The 15787-nt window shown below is 70.0% G+C and carries 16 protein-coding genes, 1 tRNA gene and 1 pseudogene; 11 read left to right on the top strand and 7 right to left on the bottom strand.

Going from position 1 to position 15787, the window contains the following annotated elements:
• Nucleotides 1–281: 281 nt before the first annotated feature.
• The 3 genes and pseudogenes from ABIA33_RS17090 to ABIA33_RS17080 form a co-directional block, all read left to right on the top strand.
• The gene (locus ABIA33_RS17090; protein WP_370082331.1) at nt 282–1004 is read left to right on the top strand and encodes a hypothetical protein; all 723 of its coding nucleotides are present in this window, start codon (nt 282–284) and stop codon (nt 1002–1004) included.
• Between the two features lie 311 nt (nt 1005–1315).
• Nucleotides 1316–1588 carry a hypothetical protein gene (locus ABIA33_RS17085; RefSeq protein WP_370082329.1) on the top strand — a complete coding sequence of 91 codons (273 nt, stop codon included), beginning with the start codon at nt 1316–1318 and terminating at the stop codon, nt 1586–1588.
• A gap of 818 nt (nt 1589–2406) precedes the next feature.
• Nucleotides 2407–3144 (top strand): annotated as a pseudogene (locus tag ABIA33_RS17080) (IS481 family transposase); the annotation flags it as partial.
• A 61-nt stretch (nt 3145–3205) separates the two neighbouring features.
• Here ABIA33_RS17080 and ABIA33_RS17075 read toward each other — a convergent pair.
• Nucleotides 3206–3577 carry a hypothetical protein gene (locus ABIA33_RS17075; protein ID WP_370082327.1) on the bottom strand — a complete coding sequence of 124 codons (372 nt, stop codon included), beginning with the start codon at nt 3575–3577 and terminating at the stop codon, nt 3206–3208.
• Nucleotides 3578–3943: 366 nt separating this feature from the next.
• Here ABIA33_RS17075 and ABIA33_RS17070 point away from each other — a divergent pair, with 366 nt between their 5' ends.
• Both ABIA33_RS17070 and ABIA33_RS17065 read left to right on the top strand, forming a co-directional pair.
• Nucleotides 3944–4348 (top strand): hypothetical protein, encoded by a 405-nt coding sequence (locus ABIA33_RS17070; RefSeq protein ID WP_370082325.1) that lies wholly within the window; start codon nt 3944–3946, stop codon nt 4346–4348.
• 210 nt (nt 4349–4558) lie between these two features.
• Nucleotides 4559–5047: a hypothetical protein gene (locus tag ABIA33_RS17065; protein ID WP_370082323.1), complete on the top strand. Its 489-nt coding sequence runs from the start codon at nt 4559–4561 to the stop codon at nt 5045–5047.
• Between the two features lie 55 nt (nt 5048–5102).
• On the opposite strand, the gene ABIA33_RS17060 is transcribed toward ABIA33_RS17065, so the two are convergent.
• Together ABIA33_RS17060 and ABIA33_RS17055 are read right to left on the bottom strand one after the other, a co-directional pair.
• Nucleotides 5103–5549, bottom strand: a complete 447-nt coding sequence (locus ABIA33_RS17060; protein ID WP_370082507.1) for an NUDIX domain-containing protein — start codon at nt 5547–5549, stop codon at nt 5103–5105.
• A 52-nt stretch (nt 5550–5601) separates the two neighbouring features.
• Nucleotides 5602–6543 (bottom strand): XRE family transcriptional regulator, encoded by a 942-nt coding sequence (locus tag ABIA33_RS17055; RefSeq protein WP_370082321.1) that lies wholly within the window; start codon nt 6541–6543, stop codon nt 5602–5604.
• Nucleotides 6544–6661: 118 nt separating this feature from the next.
• Between ABIA33_RS17055 and ABIA33_RS17050 the strand changes: the two genes are divergently transcribed.
• Nucleotides 6662–7072 carry a tyrosine-type recombinase/integrase gene (locus tag ABIA33_RS17050; protein WP_370082319.1) on the top strand — a complete coding sequence of 137 codons (411 nt, stop codon included), beginning with the start codon at nt 6662–6664 and terminating at the stop codon, nt 7070–7072.
• Between the two features lie 55 nt (nt 7073–7127).
• On the opposite strand, the gene ABIA33_RS17045 is transcribed toward ABIA33_RS17050, so the two are convergent.
• A tRNA-Val gene (locus ABIA33_RS17045) sits at nt 7128–7202 on the bottom strand.
• A 135-nt stretch (nt 7203–7337) separates the two neighbouring features.
• Between ABIA33_RS17045 and ABIA33_RS17040 the strand changes: the two genes are divergently transcribed.
• The 3 genes from ABIA33_RS17040 (at nt 7338) to ABIA33_RS17030 (ending at nt 9536) form a co-directional block, all read left to right on the top strand.
• Nucleotides 7338–8582 (top strand): hypothetical protein, encoded by a 1245-nt coding sequence (locus ABIA33_RS17040; protein WP_370082317.1) that lies wholly within the window; start codon nt 7338–7340, stop codon nt 8580–8582.
• Nucleotides 8583–8705: 123 nt separating this feature from the next.
• Nucleotides 8706–8930, top strand: coding sequence for a zinc ribbon domain-containing protein (locus tag ABIA33_RS17035; protein WP_370082315.1), 225 nt, complete (start codon nt 8706–8708; stop codon nt 8928–8930).
• 75 nt (nt 8931–9005) lie between these two features.
• Nucleotides 9006–9536 (top strand): DUF4383 domain-containing protein, encoded by a 531-nt coding sequence (locus tag ABIA33_RS17030; protein ID WP_370082313.1) that lies wholly within the window; start codon nt 9006–9008, stop codon nt 9534–9536.
• On the opposite strand, the gene ABIA33_RS17025 is transcribed toward ABIA33_RS17030, so the two are convergent.
• The 3 genes from ABIA33_RS17025 to ABIA33_RS17015 all read right to left on the bottom strand — a co-directional run bounded on the left by ABIA33_RS17025 (nt 9533) and on the right by ABIA33_RS17015 (nt 14385).
• Entirely contained in the window at nt 9533–10420 is an 888-nt protein-coding gene (locus ABIA33_RS17025; protein ID WP_370082311.1) for an HAD family hydrolase, read from the bottom strand. The two genes, ABIA33_RS17030 and ABIA33_RS17025, sit on opposite strands and share 4 nt — an antisense overlap.
• Nucleotides 10417–12996 carry a phosphoribosyltransferase gene (locus tag ABIA33_RS17020; protein WP_370082309.1) on the bottom strand — a complete coding sequence of 860 codons (2580 nt, stop codon included), beginning with the start codon at nt 12994–12996 and terminating at the stop codon, nt 10417–10419. The genes ABIA33_RS17025 and ABIA33_RS17020 overlap by 4 nt, the downstream gene beginning before the upstream one ends.
• 207 nt (nt 12997–13203) lie before the next feature.
• Nucleotides 13204–14385 carry an HpcH/HpaI aldolase/citrate lyase family protein gene (locus ABIA33_RS17015; protein ID WP_370082307.1) on the bottom strand — a complete coding sequence of 394 codons (1182 nt, stop codon included), beginning with the start codon at nt 14383–14385 and terminating at the stop codon, nt 13204–13206.
• Between the two features lie 138 nt (nt 14386–14523).
• Here ABIA33_RS17015 and ABIA33_RS17010 point away from each other — a divergent pair, with 138 nt between their 5' ends.
• Entirely contained in the window at nt 14524–14964 is a 441-nt protein-coding gene (locus ABIA33_RS17010) for a DUF6412 domain-containing protein (RefSeq protein WP_370082305.1), read from the top strand.
• A 93-nt stretch (nt 14965–15057) separates the two neighbouring features.
• Nucleotides 15058–15741 carry a YidC/Oxa1 family membrane protein insertase gene (locus ABIA33_RS17005; protein ID WP_370082303.1) on the top strand — a complete coding sequence of 228 codons (684 nt, stop codon included), beginning with the start codon at nt 15058–15060 and terminating at the stop codon, nt 15739–15741.
• Nucleotides 15742–15787 lie beyond the last annotated feature (46 nt).

Raw genomic sequence — 15787 nt, 5'->3', positions numbered from 1 at the left:
TCTGCCCTTGCACGAGGGTGGCTGCCGAGCCGACCCGGCGGACCGTTTCACCTCGACTGGGACGCTGTTCGCGATTGACCCCCTCGATGCGAACTATCGGCAGTTCGGTCGCTGAGGTCTCCAGCCCAGGTCAAGCACGCTACTGCGGTCGGGGCCGGTCGGCTGTGGTCGACACGGTTGCTGTACTTCCGTGCTGTACATGTGGGGAGCCTTGACCGGAAGCCGTCTGCTAGCCTTCCCGCCTTGATCGCTAAGCAACCCCTCGGGGAGGACGCGTGTTCGTGCGCCACAGAGGAGTGCTGCCCCTGTCGACCGCCGTGGCGATGCTAGTTGCCGTGACCGCGTGCGGCGCGCAGGCCGGGGACAAGCAGGCGGCCCCTGCCAAGCCGCCGGCATCGGACGCGGAGCTGCGCACGCATCTACTCCCTGTCAGCATGGCCGACGGCTGGACCGCTCAGCCGTTCCCGGAGGGCTTCGTCGGCGGACCTGACTCCTCCCCGGAGTGCCACCTCATGGTGGGGCAGGACCTCGTGGACGCCACAACCACCGGTGCCGTCGGCTCCGCCTCCGCTGAACTCACCGGCCCCCGCAACGCCCGTGGGGGAAAGAACGGCGGCGAGGAGGCGCTCTACTCGTTCCGCGCGGGCGGCGCACATCGTGCGATGCAGGCCATGCGCGCGGACGCCGCGCACTGCGGGACGGTGATCCTTTCAGGCTCGGGGACCCACGCGGATACCTCGACCTTTACGCCGGTTGACGGACCGCATCTCGGTGACGAGAGCCTGGTCATCCGGACGGCGACCCGCTACAGCCGGTTCCCCGGGGTCACTCAGCGTAGCGACGCCACAGTCGTGCGAGTCGGTGACGCGCTGGTCGTGATCAGCCCCATGGTCTCGGTATACCCGGCCGACAACGACGCCGTCGCCGCCCTGGTGCCACTCGCGGTCGCCCAGCTCACCTCCAATCATCCTCAGCCGGTCGACCCGACGACCGTGCCCATGTAGCTCGCCGCGGCAGCACCTCTTCGTGTCCCATTCCCCATCGGGGCCCTAGTTTGGAAGTCTCCGCCGAAGGCCCGCCGATGAGCTGGGGAAACCGCCGATCTGGCCTTTCGTTTCCGTCGGCCTTCTTGCCTCCTTTCTTCCCCCTGGTTCCCCGCAGGAACGGGCACGCAACGGACATGGGACGGTCGGTGCCACGTCCCATGCCCCGAGCCACCAGAGGGGGCTCTCCACGCGCCAGTCGGTCAGTGCCCCCCATCTCGCGTGGTACCCCCTCAGAGGGCCTTCCAGGGCCCTTCCCGTAGGATGCGCCGGTGATCACGATCGGCGGTTGGCACATATCGGCCTATGAGCTCGGGCAGCAAGAGGGCAGCTGCACGGTGTATCTGGTTCTCGCACTGGTCGGGATCTGGCTGGGCACGATGTGGTGGCGTGATCCGAAGCCTTCCGAAGTCCGAGGGAGTGAGGAAACAGCTCGGCTGGAGCGACGCCGGACTCGCGTCGTCAAGTACGGCACCCTCGCGGTTTCGGCCGCATGGGTCCTGACGATGGTCTTGACCGACGTGTACGCAGCCAAGACAGGCTGAGCCGCCGGTCCGTAAATCTGCTGGCTATGTCTACGTTGGTTCGAACCCAACACCCGCCACGGTCAGCCGAACGGCCCTGTGACCAGTACCAACGTCCAGGGCCGTTCGAATGTCCGCGTGCCGTGACGCACCGTCACTCCCCCTGGTTACCCCCGGCGGAGGGCATGCGGAGAGCACACCGATCCGGGATCAGGGCAGGGCACGGCCGTATCTACACTTCCTTGGTGCACGTCAATCACGACCTCTTGTCCCAGGCGAGCGGGTCTTGGTGCGTGCGGCTCGTCGGGAAAGGACGCGCTTTTGCTGCCTTGCGATCTTCGGGCCGGCCCAGCGATCAAGGGGTGGCCTGATCACGATGTGCCAGATGGCACCGCTGACCAGCAACGTGATCAAGTGAATGAGATCGCTCTGCACGCTACAGCCGTTCCGGGTCGCCAAGTGGTTGCGGCACTGTATCGCGCGGTCCCTGACGACACCTCTGTCCGGTGTCCTGCCCTGTCTTGCTTGGTGCGGTCCTGCTCAGGGAGGACGCTCCTGCGACTCGTCAAACGGTTCGGAACCAGAAGTCGAAGAAGTGATGCGCCGGTTCCCTGACCTGCGGCATAACCGTCGATCACTCCCCTGAGCTGTGGGGGAGCGGTCGGCGGTTGTCATCGTTTGTCGTCGTCGATCGGCCTGGGACGGCCCGTAGACGGCCCGAGTTCGAGCCGGACCAGGGCGTGAATCCTGGTGCGAGGCTACGCGAATACACCCGCGGTCAGCGCAGCGAGGAAGAGTACAGCCAGAGCCGTGATCACTGCCGCGCCAGCGACAACGGCCGCGCAGAGCCCGCCTCGGGGAACCTGAGTCTGTGCGGGCAGCAGATCTGGTTCGGACCGGCCATGGCCGGCGCCGCGGTTACCCTGCGGATCGATGTGAACCGGCTGCACGTGCTGATCGGCGGCGCCCGGCACAAAACCCTGCCTTCCAAGCTGTCCGGACGTGACCTGCGCGCCCTGGTCGCCCGAGGGGACGCCCGGCCGGTGACCCCGAGCACCCTGGAGGCGGACCCGGCTGACGCCTCGACACAGCGGGAGGCGCACGTGGTGGAGGTGGACCGCACCGTCAACGCGGTGGGCTATGTGGGCCTGGGCGGGGACAAGTGCAGCATCGGCTGGGCCTTTGCCGGACAGCGGGTCACCCTGCGACTGGACGGCACGGTGATGCAGGTCCTGGACGAACAGCGGACCCCGCAGGCCGTGCTGCCCAGCCCGGTCCCACCCGCCGCCTGCGGACGCCTGCGGGGAGCGCGAACCGGCGGGTCCCCACCGCTGGTTCCGCCGCCCGCCGCGCAGATCGCGGAGCGGATCGTTAGCAGCACCGGCGGATTCATCGTGGCCAGCCAGCGGGTCCAGCTCGGCAAGGCCCACGCCCGCGCGGTCGTCCACGCCCACCTGGACCAGGACGTGATCCGGGTCTTCCACGGCGAAGACCTGATCACAACCGTCCCGCGCATCACCCACAAGGACCTGGTCGTGCGGAAGTCCGGCGAGAACCACCGGCGAAAGGTCGTCTGAGGTGGAACAACAAGCTCCCTTGGGACTTGGCGGCCCTTCGGGCAGCGTGCCGCGACCTCTCCTATCGGTCCTGCGACATGGCGCGGTGGACTCGGTACTCATCGAGGAAGGCGAAGAACAGCTCCACGGGCGAGGTCTCCGTATCGACGGCTTCGCGTTCGATCTCGGCAGCCCAGCCAAGCGAACTGGAGCGACCGAGCCGTTGCCACAACCACTCGGTGAACGGCCCGAGGTTCCAGAAGTCGAACTCCTCCTCGATGCCGTGGACTTCCAACGCGACCCGGTAGCCGCTCAGCACGGAGTCCAGATGCTGGAGAGAACTGGCGCGGATCCACATCCCGGGGCGAAGGCGCACCTCATCGAGGAAGCCGAACACGTCCCGCAGCTCAGCCAACTGCTTCGGTCCTCGCCCGACCATCCCAGCCTCCGACATGAGCGCACCCTACCGACTGGCAGAGGGCCACCCCTCGGCGACCTGGCATCGACTGCGCAACGAAGAAGCCGCCCCCTGCGGCACGAGATCGTCTAGGACAACCGTCACCCATCACCCGACGCCACAACGTCAACCATCACCCGAGACTAGACACCCCTGAGACCCCCCCATCCGACCTTAGTGCTGCTCCGCGGAACTTCGTGGAGGGGTGTCGAAATGGCTTCCGCCTCTTACTCAGGGGGTGCCACGTGTCAAGGAAGGACGCCAGGAGTTCCGTCGCAGTTTGATAGGGCACCATGGAGCGCTGGTTGTGTGACAGATCATCTGGCATGGGAACCGATCAAACTGCCGATACATCCCATCGGCATGAACCAGCTGATCAGCTCTGCCCGACCAGGACGTGCCCGGTGTGCGTCGATAGCCGCCGTGGTGGTGGCCACAGTCGCCTTCCTCCCGGGCTGCGGGGCCCCGCACCGACCATCCGACGATGTCCACGCAGCCCCGCCGACGCCCTCAGTCGCATCGGCGGACCCCGTCGGCGGCTACCTCATCTACGTTCACGGCGGCATCCGCTACGCCCTCGATGACCAATGGTGGGAGGCCGACATGCCGGAAGCGGCTCTCCTGGCGGAAGGAGCGCACGACGATCTACGCGGAGCAAGAATGATCCTTCTGGACCCGACCCATCTGCGCTTCCAAGCCGGCGTCGGCCCAAACGTGGACTTCCATCCGTACCCCGGTATGCCACCCGGCTACGGGCAGAGCCACTGACGGGGGCGCTCCGGCCCGGAGCCCTGGGCACCAGGTCACCACCGAGTGGCCGTTGCCCGCCCCGTCGGCTGCGGCCAGCACCTGTGCTTTCGCCGACGACGCGATCCGCTGCAACATCTCGCGCATCTCGTCGTCCAGTCCCACGGCAACCGCCGCACCCCGCCGAGATCCCGTCTTCACAGCCAGTGATCATGGCGCAGTGGTGGCCCGGTGGACTACGCCTTCGGCCTCTACCTTGACGGCATGGCGGCCGTGCCCCTCCACGAACCTGCGCAGAGCAGCACTAGAGGCCGTGACTATCCTCTGGGGGGCGGTTGGACATGGTGTCCGCGCACGATTTCGGTCGGCAACGTGCAGGGGGCGACCGTGGGGATTGAGCTGGAGCTTCACTCCGGGCGACCCATGCGCGGCAAGTCGTCCAGGACTTCCCTCCTTCGAAGGTCCTACGAGCACGGTGAAGCGTTGGCGCGGGCACTGGGCTCGTTCGGCCGGACCGCCCCGGGCAAGCTCGCCTGGGTGGACCCCTACGGCGACACGTTGTTCAACGAGCAGGAGGCGCAAGCCGCGCTTCGGGAAGTCGCCGTCCTGTCACAGGGGTGCGCGGATGGGCCGCAGCAGGCCGCCCTGCATGACCTAGCGGCCCTGCTCGCGGCGTGCGCCGCAACGCCGGGCAGCTACCTGTGGTTCATGGGCGATTAGCAATACCTGATCATTGATCATGTGACTGAGTCGTGGTGGCTTGCACGCGACTGACTCAGGCGGCCGGCTGTCCGTGCTCGAGGTAGACCGGAGCGGCGCTGTTGCGTGCCTCGGCTGCGGCCTGGATGCGGCGGGCAAGGCGTGGGATCGTCGCGTGCTCGACGTCGGTGAGGTCCAGGAACTTGAAGCTGACGAGTTCCTCGGGCTGGAGCTGGACGTGGGCCAACTGCCCGGCTGTGAGCTGTCCGCCGTCGAAGATGTAGAGCACCTTGTCGCCTTCGGCGTCGCTCGGCGCCCAGTCGACCGCCAGGAGTCTGCCGATCGGCGGCGTGATGCCCAGCTCCTCGCGGACCTCACGTACGCACGCCTGGAGCGGCGACTCCCCCTCCTCGACGTACCCGCCGGGGATCTCCCAATACGATTTGTACGACGGCTCGACCATCAGCACCCGTCCGGCGGCATCAAGAAAGAGCGCACCCGCAGCCATACGCGGGTGCGCCATTGCGGCTTCGGCCTGGTCCTCGTTCGTCGGCACGAGTCCGAGGGTACAGAGATCAGACGACATGCAGGCGCTGTGCCAGATCCGCCATCGGCCGGCTGGGACGTCCCCGCTGGTTGCGGACCCAGCTCAGCACCAGTTCACGGGCCAGGTAGTGGCTGCGAACCTGCTCGGGTGCCCATGCCTCGGCCTGGAGAATGAGTTCGAGGGCTTCATCCACCCGATTGCGGGCGCTGAACGCGCGAGCCATTTCCAGGTTGTGTCGGGTCCGGCGTTCGGTCGGCAGTCCGCTGGTGTCGACTCCGGGACCGAGGTCCATTGCCACTTGCATGTCACCCAGCTCGGCAGCAGTCGACACCCGGTGAATGGCCACGTTCGTCGGTCCGAAAGCCGTCCACATGTGGTTGGCGTCCGCACCGAGTCGCTGTGCTGCCCCGTCCGCCTCAGCGAGGAAGCCGCGCGTCGTCTCACGGTCGTCGGAGCGAGCCGCCGCCATGGCTCCAGTGAGGAACAGCGTCCCGTAGATCGACAAGTACTCAGGGCTCGCGTCGCCCAGACCAGGCTGGAGATATCCGGCCGCATCGGTGACGAGCTGGACGGCGGAGTCGAACCGGCCGTTGGAGAGCAGGCAGTGAGTGACTGAGCGGAAGAGCGAGCCGATGACCACACCGTTGCCGGACTGCTGCGCCGCCGCGAGTCCTCGATCCGCTGCGATCCATGCGAGGTCCGTCTCCCCCAGCTTGGTCAGCACCATGGCGGAGCCCTGGTAGGTCATCGCCATCAGCTCGTGGGCCTGCTCACGGTCGTGCCCCTGATACGACTGGGCCGCGATGAGTGCATCCGCCAGCAGCAGCGGCAATCGCCGAGTGGCGAACCCGTACCTCGACTCCTGGTAGGCGTCCCAGACTTCGGCGACGTTGATCCGCAGCTCCCCGAGCGGGGATGGCTCGCCCTCGGTGGGTACGCCGAGCAGCAGCGTGAGCTGGCGGTAGTTCACCAGGGCGGTACGCAGAGCAGGGACGGTCTGTCGCCCACTGTCCGGTGTCCACTCCAGCAGGCTCGGCTCGGCAAGCAGATCGCCGAGCGAGACATCGAGTGCGTTCGCCAGGGACTTGATGACGGAGAGTCGGTCAAGTTCGATCCGGTTGTTCTCCGCCTTGCTGAGTCAGTCGACTGCGCTGGCAGCGTTTCAAGCAGGCGGAGCAGCGTCGGGCCGCCGGCATGGCGGTGACCATGTCTTCACCATCCGGAACGGTCTGCCGGTCGAGCCGACCAATCTCGCCCGGTCCTTCGCCAGGATCGCTGCGGACGCCAAGCTCCGGAAGATCCGTCTGCACGACACCCGCCACGGCTGCGCGACGCTTCTTATCGCCGCTGGTGTCCCCGCCCGAGTCGTGATGGAGATCCTCGGACACTCGCAGATCGCCGTCACGATGAATGTGTACGCCCACGTCACGACTGACACGTCCCGCGAAGCTATGGGCAATATGGACCGCCTGCTGAAGCGGCGTCGCCACCTGCGTTGATGTCAATCTCTGATGTCAGAAGCCCCGGACCTTGATCGGTCCGGGGCTTCTTGGCTGGTGGGCACAGCTGGTTTCGAACCAGCGACATCTGCTTTGTAAGAGCAGCGCTCTACCACTGAGCTATGCGCCCGGGGCGAGTGCTCAGAATACCTGCTCCGGGAGGTGTTCCGTGTCGGGGCTGGTGCGGCGCCGTAGTGGTGGGTGCGAGGATGGGGCGCGCAGGCCGTAGCGGCCTGGTGGCGAGGGATGCGGAGCGGGAGACGACGTGGCGGCGGGATCAGCGCGGTGGCGGCGTGGCGAGGGTGTACGCGCGGACGCGCAGGCCGCCAAGGACGCCGCTGCGCAGGCGTTCTACGAGCTGGACACCGTACAGCGGGACGTGCAGCTCTCCGTCCAGGAGGTGGCGGCGGCCGACAACTCCCCAGGTGCGCGCCGCGCCATCGCGGACTTCGCCGCGCTCGGCAGCCGCATCGACGAGGTCAGCAGCGCCTACATCTCCGCCCTGGACGCCCACGACCTGGACGCCGAGGACCTCGACGCGGGCACGGCCGCCCGGGCGCGGCAGCAGCTGGAGCAGTCCCGGCAGCAGCTCGTGGCGGTCAAGACCGAGCTGGAGCGCTTCGCCGGCTTCCTGCAGCCCCTGGTCGCCGCCGCCGAGGCGCGGCTCGCGCAGGTCACCCCCGCCGTCGAGCGCGCCAAGCAGGCCTGGCTCGCCGCGAGCAACGCACTCGACGCGGCCCGGGCCGCCCGCCTGAGCGCCGACGACCTCGCCCGCCGCCTCGCCGCCCTCGGCCCCATGCTCGCGCTGCTGGGCGAGGGCGCCGGCAAGCACGGCGTGCAGACCGTCCTGCGCACCGCCGCCGAGGCCCAGAGCAGCGCGGAGGCGATCCGCGCCGAGGCCGAGAAGCTGCCCGAGCAGGCCCGGGAGATCGACCAGCGGCTCGCCTCGCTGCGGACCCGCACCCAGGCACTGGAAACCAGGGCGGCGAACATCGCCCCCACGCTCAGCGAGCTGCGCCGCCGCTTCAGCGCCGCCTGCTGGCAGGACCTGCAGCACGTCCCCGAGCAGGCCGAGTCCGCGGTGCGAAACGCCCAGGCGCGGCTCGCGGAGGCGGCCAAGGCCAGGGACGAGCAGCGCTGGGCGGATGCCACCACCGCCCTGACGACCATCCGCACCCTGCTGACCACCGCGGACGGCGCGGTCGCTACCGTCAACGACCGGCTGCACTCCCTCAACGAGGCCCAGCGCGCGCCCGAGGCCGAGATCGAGCGGACCCGCTTCGCTCTGCGCGACGCCCAGCGCCTCGCGATGGCCGGGCGCAGCGCGCCCGATCCCCGGCACGCGGCGCCCCTGGACGCCGCCGTGGTGAGGCTGGACCGCGCAGCGGAGGCGCTGACCGGACGTCACCCCGACTACTGGCAGTTCCTGACCGAGATGGCGGCGGTGCGGGAGGTCGCCGCGCGCGTGGTGCAGGCGATCCGCGAGGAGCGGGGCGGCGGGGCGCGGTAGGTGTCCCCCGGCGCGGTAGGTGTCACCAGCTGTCGGGACGCGCCGGGCGTCGGAACCCGAAGCGATGTGGGGAAAAGACCGCCGAGGGACGGCGGGGAGGGCGTCACGCCGTAGAGTACGGGCATGCCTCGCTATGACTACCGTTGCCGTTCCTGTGGCGCCACGTTCGAGCTGCGCCGCCCCATGTCCCAGTCGGACGCCCCCGCGATGTGCCCGGCCGGGCACGAGGACGCCGTCAAGCTGATGTCCATGGTCGCCGTGACCGGGACGGCCTCGGGCAGCGCCGCGCCCGCCCCGAGCCAGGGCGGCGGTGGCGGAGGCTGCTGCGGCGGAGGCTGCTGCGGCTGACTTGCCACGCCCGCCACGCCGGTCGGACCATGGTGTGGTCAGGCGTCACGCGTCTCACCCCCTTGGGAGGCGGCGATGAAACTCCAGGACAGCCTGCCTGTGGACCATCGGCTCGGCCAGGTCTACCGCTACAGCGCCGGCGGCATCGGCATCTTCCTGCTCGTCTTCGGCATCCTCGGCTTCACCAACAACGTGGGCTTCTTCAGCACCCACGGCGACAAGATCGCGGCTATGACCAGCAACGGCCTGCTCAGCCTGCTCTCCGTGCTCTTCGGTCTGCTGCTGATCGCCGGTGCGGTACGGGGCGGCAACTTCGCCTCCACGCTCAACATGAGCGTGGGCGTCCTCTTCATCCTCAGCGGCTTCGTGAATCTCGCCCTGCTCGGCGGCAAGCACAATTTCCTCGCCTTCCACATGCAGAACGTCATGTTCAGCTTCGCGGTCGGGTTGCTGCTGATGACGTTCGGGATGTACGGCAGGGTGACCACGCACCTGCCGTACGACAACCCGTACTGGCGCAACCGCCACCCGGAGGCGGCGCGGGCCTCACGCACCCTGACGTTGCCGCAGGGGCCCCCGCCTCGGCAGGGCCTGCCGCAGGGCTAGCCCACGGCCGTCCGGACCCGCACCCGCGCGAGGAGCCGGCGGACGATCTCCTCGCCCGCCGCGACGCCCACCTGCGGTAGCGCGGTGACGCCCGGCGCCATCCAGTCGCTGTCGGCGAGCTCACCGTGCCCGGGACGGAACCCGGCGTCGGCGGCGAGCAGGAGTTCCGCGTCCAGCAGCGAGTCGCCCGCCGTCAGTACGGTGGCCGCACCGATGCGCCGTTCGACCTCAGCCAGGGCGGCGGACTTGGTGAGCGGCTGCGGCACCAGGTAGACCTTCCGCCCCTGCAGCGACACGGTGTAGCCGCGCTCGTCCGCCCACCCGGTCAGCTCGTCGATCCAGCCCTCGGGCAGCAGCTCGCGGTCGACCACCAGGTAGGCGAAGAGGTCCTCGGCGGCGCGCCGCTTGAGGGTCCACTCGGGGTCGGCGGTGAGCGCCAGGTGGTGTACGACCTCGTCCAGCGGCACGCAGTTGTCCGTGACCGTGGCCCGGATCTGGCTGTGCCAGTCCTCGTCGGTAACGCCGTCCACCAGCAGGTGCCCGCCGTTGGCGCAGATCGCGTAGCGCGGCGCCCATCCGGGTACCGGGCCCGGCAGGTGCACCCGCTGGTACTGCGCGCGGGTACGGGTCGTCACGGGCACGAACTCGGCCGCCGCTATCAGCTCGACCAGCAGTTCGGCGCAGCGCTCCGTCATGAACGACAGCGGCTTGCCGTGGTGCACCTCGACGGTGAGCAGCCGGGGTGCCTCCTCGTCGGCCATGTCGAGGGCGAGGGCACGCGGCGAGTAGATCAGCGTCCGGTCGAGGTCGCTGCCGACCAGGAAGCGCGGCTCCGGGCCGGGGCGTTCCTGGTGGTCATGGCGGTCCTGGCTCAGGGCGCTCATACGGCTGTGCCCTCCTCGCCGGTCGCACCACGGGTGTACTGCGGGTGGATCAGCCCGACGCAGCTGTACGGCAGGTCGTCGACCACCTCCACCGCTACGCCGCGCTGCTCCGCGAGCAGCCGGATGTGCCCGAGCTCGGCCTCCGCTCCGCGCCGCACCAGGACCCGCCAGGGGACGCGCCGCAGCAGTACCCGGGTGGTCTCGCCGACGCCGGGTTTGACCAGGTTCACGCTGTTGATGCCGTACTCCTCGCTGATGCGCTCCACGGCAGCCCAACCGGACCAGTCGGGTGCGCGGTCGGGGGTGTCCGCAGCAGCGCTGGCGCGAACGTCGGGAAAGCAGGCGGTGACGGCGTCGAGGAAGGCGACGGAGACATCGCCTTCGGCCAGCTCGCGGTAGTACTTGGCACCGTGGAAGTCGTTGGGGCCGATCAGCCCGGGCCGCAGCACCGTGCGGGACACCAGGCCGGACACGGTGGAGTTGAGGCAGGCCGAGGGGATCAGGAAGTCCTCGCGGGTGCCGAAGGTGCGGACGCAGTGGCCCGGGTCGGCGAGCACGGCCATCTCCGGGTTGAAGCCGGATCCATCGGCGACTAGGGCGGCCTCCAGCTCCCGGGTGATCGCGCCCTTGCCCGTCCAGCCGTCGACGAACACCACGTCGGCGGGGTGGTGACGGTCCGCCAGGTAGCGCAGCGCGACGGTGTCGATGCCGCGGCCCCGCACGATGGACACGGCGTAGTGCGGCAGGTCGATGCCGTGCGCGTGCTGCGCCCAGCGCCGCATGAGGATGCCGACGGGCGTCCCGGCACGGGCGAGCGAGGCGAGGACGACGCCGGATCCGCGCTCGGCGAGCACGGTCTCGGTGACGACGGCGACGGCCTGGGCGATCCGGCCTGCGGACTCGCGCAGCGCCTGGTGGAACAGCTCCTGGTACTCGACCGTGGGCTGGTACTCGACCGGAAGCGACTCGGCGTAGTGGGCGCCGCCCTGCTGGATGGCCTCCTCGCGCTCCTCGGTGGGTGCTTCCAGGGTGATCCCGGAGAGGTCCTTGAGCAGCCAGGACACCTCGTCGGCGCGGTAGGAGGAGAACGCCGGACCGTGCAGCGCGGCGGGGAGGGACGCTGCGGCCCGGGGCCGGTACGCGGGGACGACAGCGAGCAGCACCTGGTCGGTCACGCTGCGCAGCCGGTCGAGCAGACCGCGTCCCGGCGCGTGCAGCGGAGCGCGGTCCGCCTCGTCGTCGATGACCAGCACGATCGCGTCGAAGCGGCGGGAGGCGTCGTGTCCGGGGGCGACGTTGTAGGCGTAGCGCCTGCCTTCGCCGTCGGCCGGGGCGTCGTGCGCGGGGAACGCGAGCCGGGTCCGCAGGGCGTAGCCCGGGTCGTCGACGGCGAGGGCCGGGGAGCGGGTCGTGGTGGAGAAGCGGACGTCGACGACGGATCCGAGGATGTCCTGCAGGGCCGCCGCGAGGCGCAGCGGCGCGTACATCAGCTCTTCGCTGCCGAGGACGAGGACACGACGCGACGGCGTCGACCTGCCGTCCACCCCGTCGTCGGCGCCTGCTCCGCCGTCCGGCAGTGCGGCCGCCAGGCGGGCGGCCATCCCGGGCAGCGCGGCGTCCAGGCGCAGGCGGTCGGCAGCGGTGAAGCCGTGCCGCCCGCCGTCCGGCAGCCCGCCGGGCCAGCCGAGGTCCACTCGGGTGAGCGGGGACCGGGGCCCGGCCGGCGGCAGCCCGCAGCCCTGGCGGGTCTCCTCGGCGGCGACCAGGGCCGCGCCGCGCGCGACCACCTCCTCCGGCAGGTCGACCGTGCCGGTCGCGGTGGCGACGACGTCGATCCGTGCGCCGAGATCGGCGGCGGTCTTGGCGAGCAGTTCCCGGTCCGCGGCGTTCCGCAGGTCGACCAGGGCGGCGATGACGTAGCGGGTGCGCGGGTGCCGGGCGTGCAGTGCGGCGATGGTGTTGAGGACGGTACGGCCGGTCGACAACTCGTCGTCGACCAGGACCAGCGGGCCTTCGCCGCCCAGGAAGTCCGGGTCCTTGGGCAGCAGCAGGTGGGAGGTGGCGTGCGAGTGCTCCTCCTCGAAGCCACCGACCGGTTCCAGACCGGCCACCGGCCGCCGGGTCGAGTGCAGGTAGGGAGCGGGGACGGTGCCGCCGACTCCGGCGTCGGTCTCAGCTTCAGTGGCTGCTTCGGTGGCTGCGTCGGTGTCGATACCGCCGAGGCCGTCCGCGACGCAGTGGCCCAGCGCCGTCGCGGTCTCCGCGTAGCCGAGGACCACGGCCGTTGCCGCCTCGGCCGGGCCGAGCAGCTTCCGCACGGCGAGGCCGAGCTGGTAGCCCGCCCCGTAGACGAGCTCGGGCCGCTGCGGGACGTGCTTTCCGAGCACCTGGGACACCAGCAGATGCGCGCGGCGCGGATTGCGCCGCAGGGCCAGGCCCAGCAGGTCCCGCACCGACGGATCGGGCAGGCTCACGCCGAGCCGGCGCTCGACCCATTCGCCCGCCCACGTTCCGGCGTCCGCGCGGCCGTCCGCGCTACCGTCCGCGTTCCGCTGCACCTGCTGCTCAGCTGTCATCGTGCTGCTTTCGTCGATCGTGCGTCTGCTCGGACCGGTACGCCGGTCCACTTTTTGGTCCACGCCGTCACACCCTGAGCCAATCAGGCGGGGGTGACATCCGAGTGTCCTGCATGCCTCATCAGGACTACGGGCGGGTCACGCGAGGAAGTGAGGAGGCAAGGATGTGACGAGGCGAGGAAGGCGAGGCGGTAGGGAAGGGCCCGGTCACGGGCAGAGGCAGGCGGCCAGGAGCTCCGCGAAGGTCACATCCTCGCGCGCCACGCCGAACACCGAGGCCCGCAGCATCACCCGCTGCGCCCAGGCCCGGTGCGGCTTCACCTCGTTCATCTTGTTCGTGTACGAGGAGCGCAGCACCCCGCCTCCGGTGCGGTCCTGGTGCAGGATGTCCGCCGCGTCCGACCACTCCTCGTGGGTCGGCACGGCCAGCGCGTGCACGGCGGGAACGTGGCTGGGATGGATGCAGGTCTTGCCGAGCAGGCCGTTCGCGCGGTCGAGTTCGATCTCGCGGATCAGCCCGTCCAGATCGTGGGCGATCAGCTTGCGGCGGACCTCGTCCGTCGGCGGCTCGGTCACCTCGAACGGGCTGCTGCGCAACTGCGGCTTGAACTTGCGTTCCTGGACCGGGAAGTACTCCCACACCGGCCCGGTGACGGTGAAGCCAGTCCCGTCCGAGCGGCCGAGGACGTTGACGACGTCGCCGATCACCGAGGCGACGAGCTGCACGTCGTAGGCGCTGAGGTCGGGCGGGCGACGCAGCCCGTAGGCGGAGCACAGGTCGGTGACACCCAGCCGTACCGCGAGGATCTGCTCGCGGTACTTCTCCAGCACCCGGGCTATTCCGCCCAGCGTCTCGCGCCGGGTCTCCAGATGTGCGAGTTCCGGGGACTCCAGGACGGGCATGGCGAAGAGCCGCAGCCCGGTGGTGCTGCGGACCTGCTCCAGCGCCTCCAGGAAGGGCAGCCCGCTCTCCTCGGTGAACTTCGGGACGACGAAACCGGAGAGCACGCCGAGCGCGGGGCCGAGCCGGGCCGCGAGGTCCGTGATCTGTCCGGGGTGCCTGACCCTGACGAACAGCAGCGGAGTCTGCATCCCGGGAGGCGTGGGCTGCTCCAGCAGCCGGGGCAGTTGCCGGACCAGATTGGCCTCGGCGTCGGCGACCTCGCAGTCGTCGATGGCGTCCTCCAGGCACAGCACCATGGAGACGACGCCCTGCGCGGCCTGCTTGCGGATGTCGTCCAGGAGCCGCGGCCGGGTCGCCGGGGAGTACAACGTCGCTCCCAGCGCCGTTGACAGCACGGCGGGTTCGCTGTCCCTGTCGAAACTCGCGGGCTCGTGCAGGAAGAGGCGTTCGCGCGTCTCCCGGTCGAGCTGGCTGAAATGGCGCATGGGCCCCTTCCGCTTCCTGGGATGGGATGAATCGGGTGGAATGGCTGGTCTCTGCAGGCGAGTGGGGACGTCCGGGGACCACCGGGGCCGTTGACGGCTCATCGTACGTAAGAAGGTGTAATAAATCTCCCTGGAAACATGACGTTTTCGGAAGCGTGGCCGCCGGTTAACACGGCACCCTCCGGCCTGCTTGCGCTGCTGCGCCGGTCCTGCATACTGGCGGCAGCCCGCCCTCGACCCGAGGGCACGGGGAACGTGCTCGAGCAGCCGACGACGGGGGTGGCCATGCAGCGTCTCGGCGCCCTCCTGCTCGTACTCCTCGGCCTCTCCGGCCTGCTCGTCTCCGAACAGGGCAACGGGCTGGTCGCCCTCGCCGCGACCGCAGGTCTGCTGTTGCTGGCCGCACTCGTCGCCACCGCACCGACCGGTCCCCGGCCGGGCAGTCCTTCCCCGCACGCCGTACGCAGCACCGCGCTGCGGCGGCGGGCCTGGCGCGCGGCCTTCCTGCCGCAGCGCGACCCCGACGCACGCGGCCGATGCCGCCCCCGAGCACCGGGCCCGGCCCCGGCAGCCGCGTAGCAGCGCCCGTCACCGACAGTCGACCTGCCGCACCGATCTGCGCGGCTGTCCTCCGCACCCCGTCGTTTCTGACATCCGGAGGGCTCAGCCACCATGTCCGTCCTTGCATTCCTCGACGCCCCCGCCGGCGTCGCGGGCCACGCCGTCAGCGCCCTGGCCCAGCTCGTCCACCCCCTCTTCGGGGCTACCGCGACCGCTGCCGTGATCATCGTGTTCACCGCCCTGGTGCGTCTGGCGCTGCATCCGCTCGCCCGCGTCCAGGTGCGCGGGGAGCGCGTCCGCGCCCGGCTCGCGCCGCAGCTCAAGGAGCTGACCCGGCGCCACAAGGGCGACCCGGGGCGGCTGCGGGAGGCGCAGGCGGAGCTCTACCGCAGCGAGCACGCCTCACCGCTCGCGGGCTGCCTGCCCAGCCTGCTGATGTGCCCGGTCTTCGCGGTGCTGTACCGGCTGTTCACGCTGCACACCCTGAGCGGCCACGCCAACGCCCTGCTCGCGAGCACCCTCGCCGGGGTGCCGCTGGGCGCCCACGTGCTCAGCGCCCTGCCCGGCCAGCTCCCGGTCTTCCTGGTGCTGTACGCGCTGCTCGCGGTGGTCGGCTTCGCCGCCTTCCGGCGGGCCCGCCGCACGGTGGACCCGGCGGCTCCCGGCGCGGCCCTCCTGCCCTACCTCTCCTTCGGCACGGTGCTCTTCGCGGCCTTCGTGCCGCTCTCCGCGGGTCTCTACCTGCTGACCACGACTGCCTGGACGGTCGCCGAGCGGATGCTGCTCCGGGCCTGACGCCAGAGGGCCGGGCGCCTAGGAAGGGTGCTGGGGAACCGGCCGC

This window comes from Streptacidiphilus sp. MAP12-16 (assembly GCF_041262165.1).
GTDB lineage: Bacteria > Actinomycetota > Actinomycetes > Streptomycetales > Streptomycetaceae > Streptacidiphilus.
The sequence above is the reverse complement of the archived record's forward strand: the minus strand, read 5'-3'. Positions and strand labels throughout refer to the sequence as shown.

What these genes read in the sequence shown, in the direction of transcription:
- ABIA33_RS17075 (WP_370082327.1), bottom strand. Translation starts at nt 3,577, where the DNA reads ATGTCGGAGGCTGGGATGGTCGGGCGAGGACCGAAGCAGTTGGCTGAG.
- ABIA33_RS17070 (WP_370082325.1), top strand. Translation starts at nt 3,944, where the DNA reads ATGAACCAGCTGATCAGCTCTGCCCGACCAGGACGTGCCCGGTGTGCG.
- ABIA33_RS17060 (WP_370082507.1), bottom strand. Translation starts at nt 5,549, where the DNA reads ATGGCGCACCCGCGTATGGCTGCGGGTGCGCTCTTTCTTGATGCCGCC.
- ABIA33_RS17050 (WP_370082319.1), top strand. Translation starts at nt 6,662, where the DNA reads ATGACGGAGAGTCGGTCAAGTTCGATCCGGTTGTTCTCCGCCTTGCTG.
- ABIA33_RS17035 (WP_370082315.1), top strand. Translation starts at nt 8,706, where the DNA reads ATGCCTCGCTATGACTACCGTTGCCGTTCCTGTGGCGCCACGTTCGAG.
- ABIA33_RS17030 (WP_370082313.1), top strand. Translation starts at nt 9,006, where the DNA reads ATGAAACTCCAGGACAGCCTGCCTGTGGACCATCGGCTCGGCCAGGTC.
- ABIA33_RS17025 (WP_370082311.1), bottom strand. Translation starts at nt 10,420, where the DNA reads ATGAGCGCCCTGAGCCAGGACCGCCATGACCACCAGGAACGCCCCGGC.
- ABIA33_RS17020 (WP_370082309.1), bottom strand. Translation starts at nt 12,996, where the DNA reads ATGACAGCTGAGCAGCAGGTGCAGCGGAACGCGGACGGTAGCGCGGAC.
- ABIA33_RS17015 (WP_370082307.1), bottom strand. Translation starts at nt 14,385, where the DNA reads ATGCGCCATTTCAGCCAGCTCGACCGGGAGACGCGCGAACGCCTCTTC.
- ABIA33_RS17010 (WP_370082305.1), top strand. Translation starts at nt 14,524, where the DNA reads ATGACGTTTTCGGAAGCGTGGCCGCCGGTTAACACGGCACCCTCCGGC.
- ABIA33_RS17005 (WP_370082303.1), top strand. Translation starts at nt 15,058, where the DNA reads ATGTCCGTCCTTGCATTCCTCGACGCCCCCGCCGGCGTCGCGGGCCAC.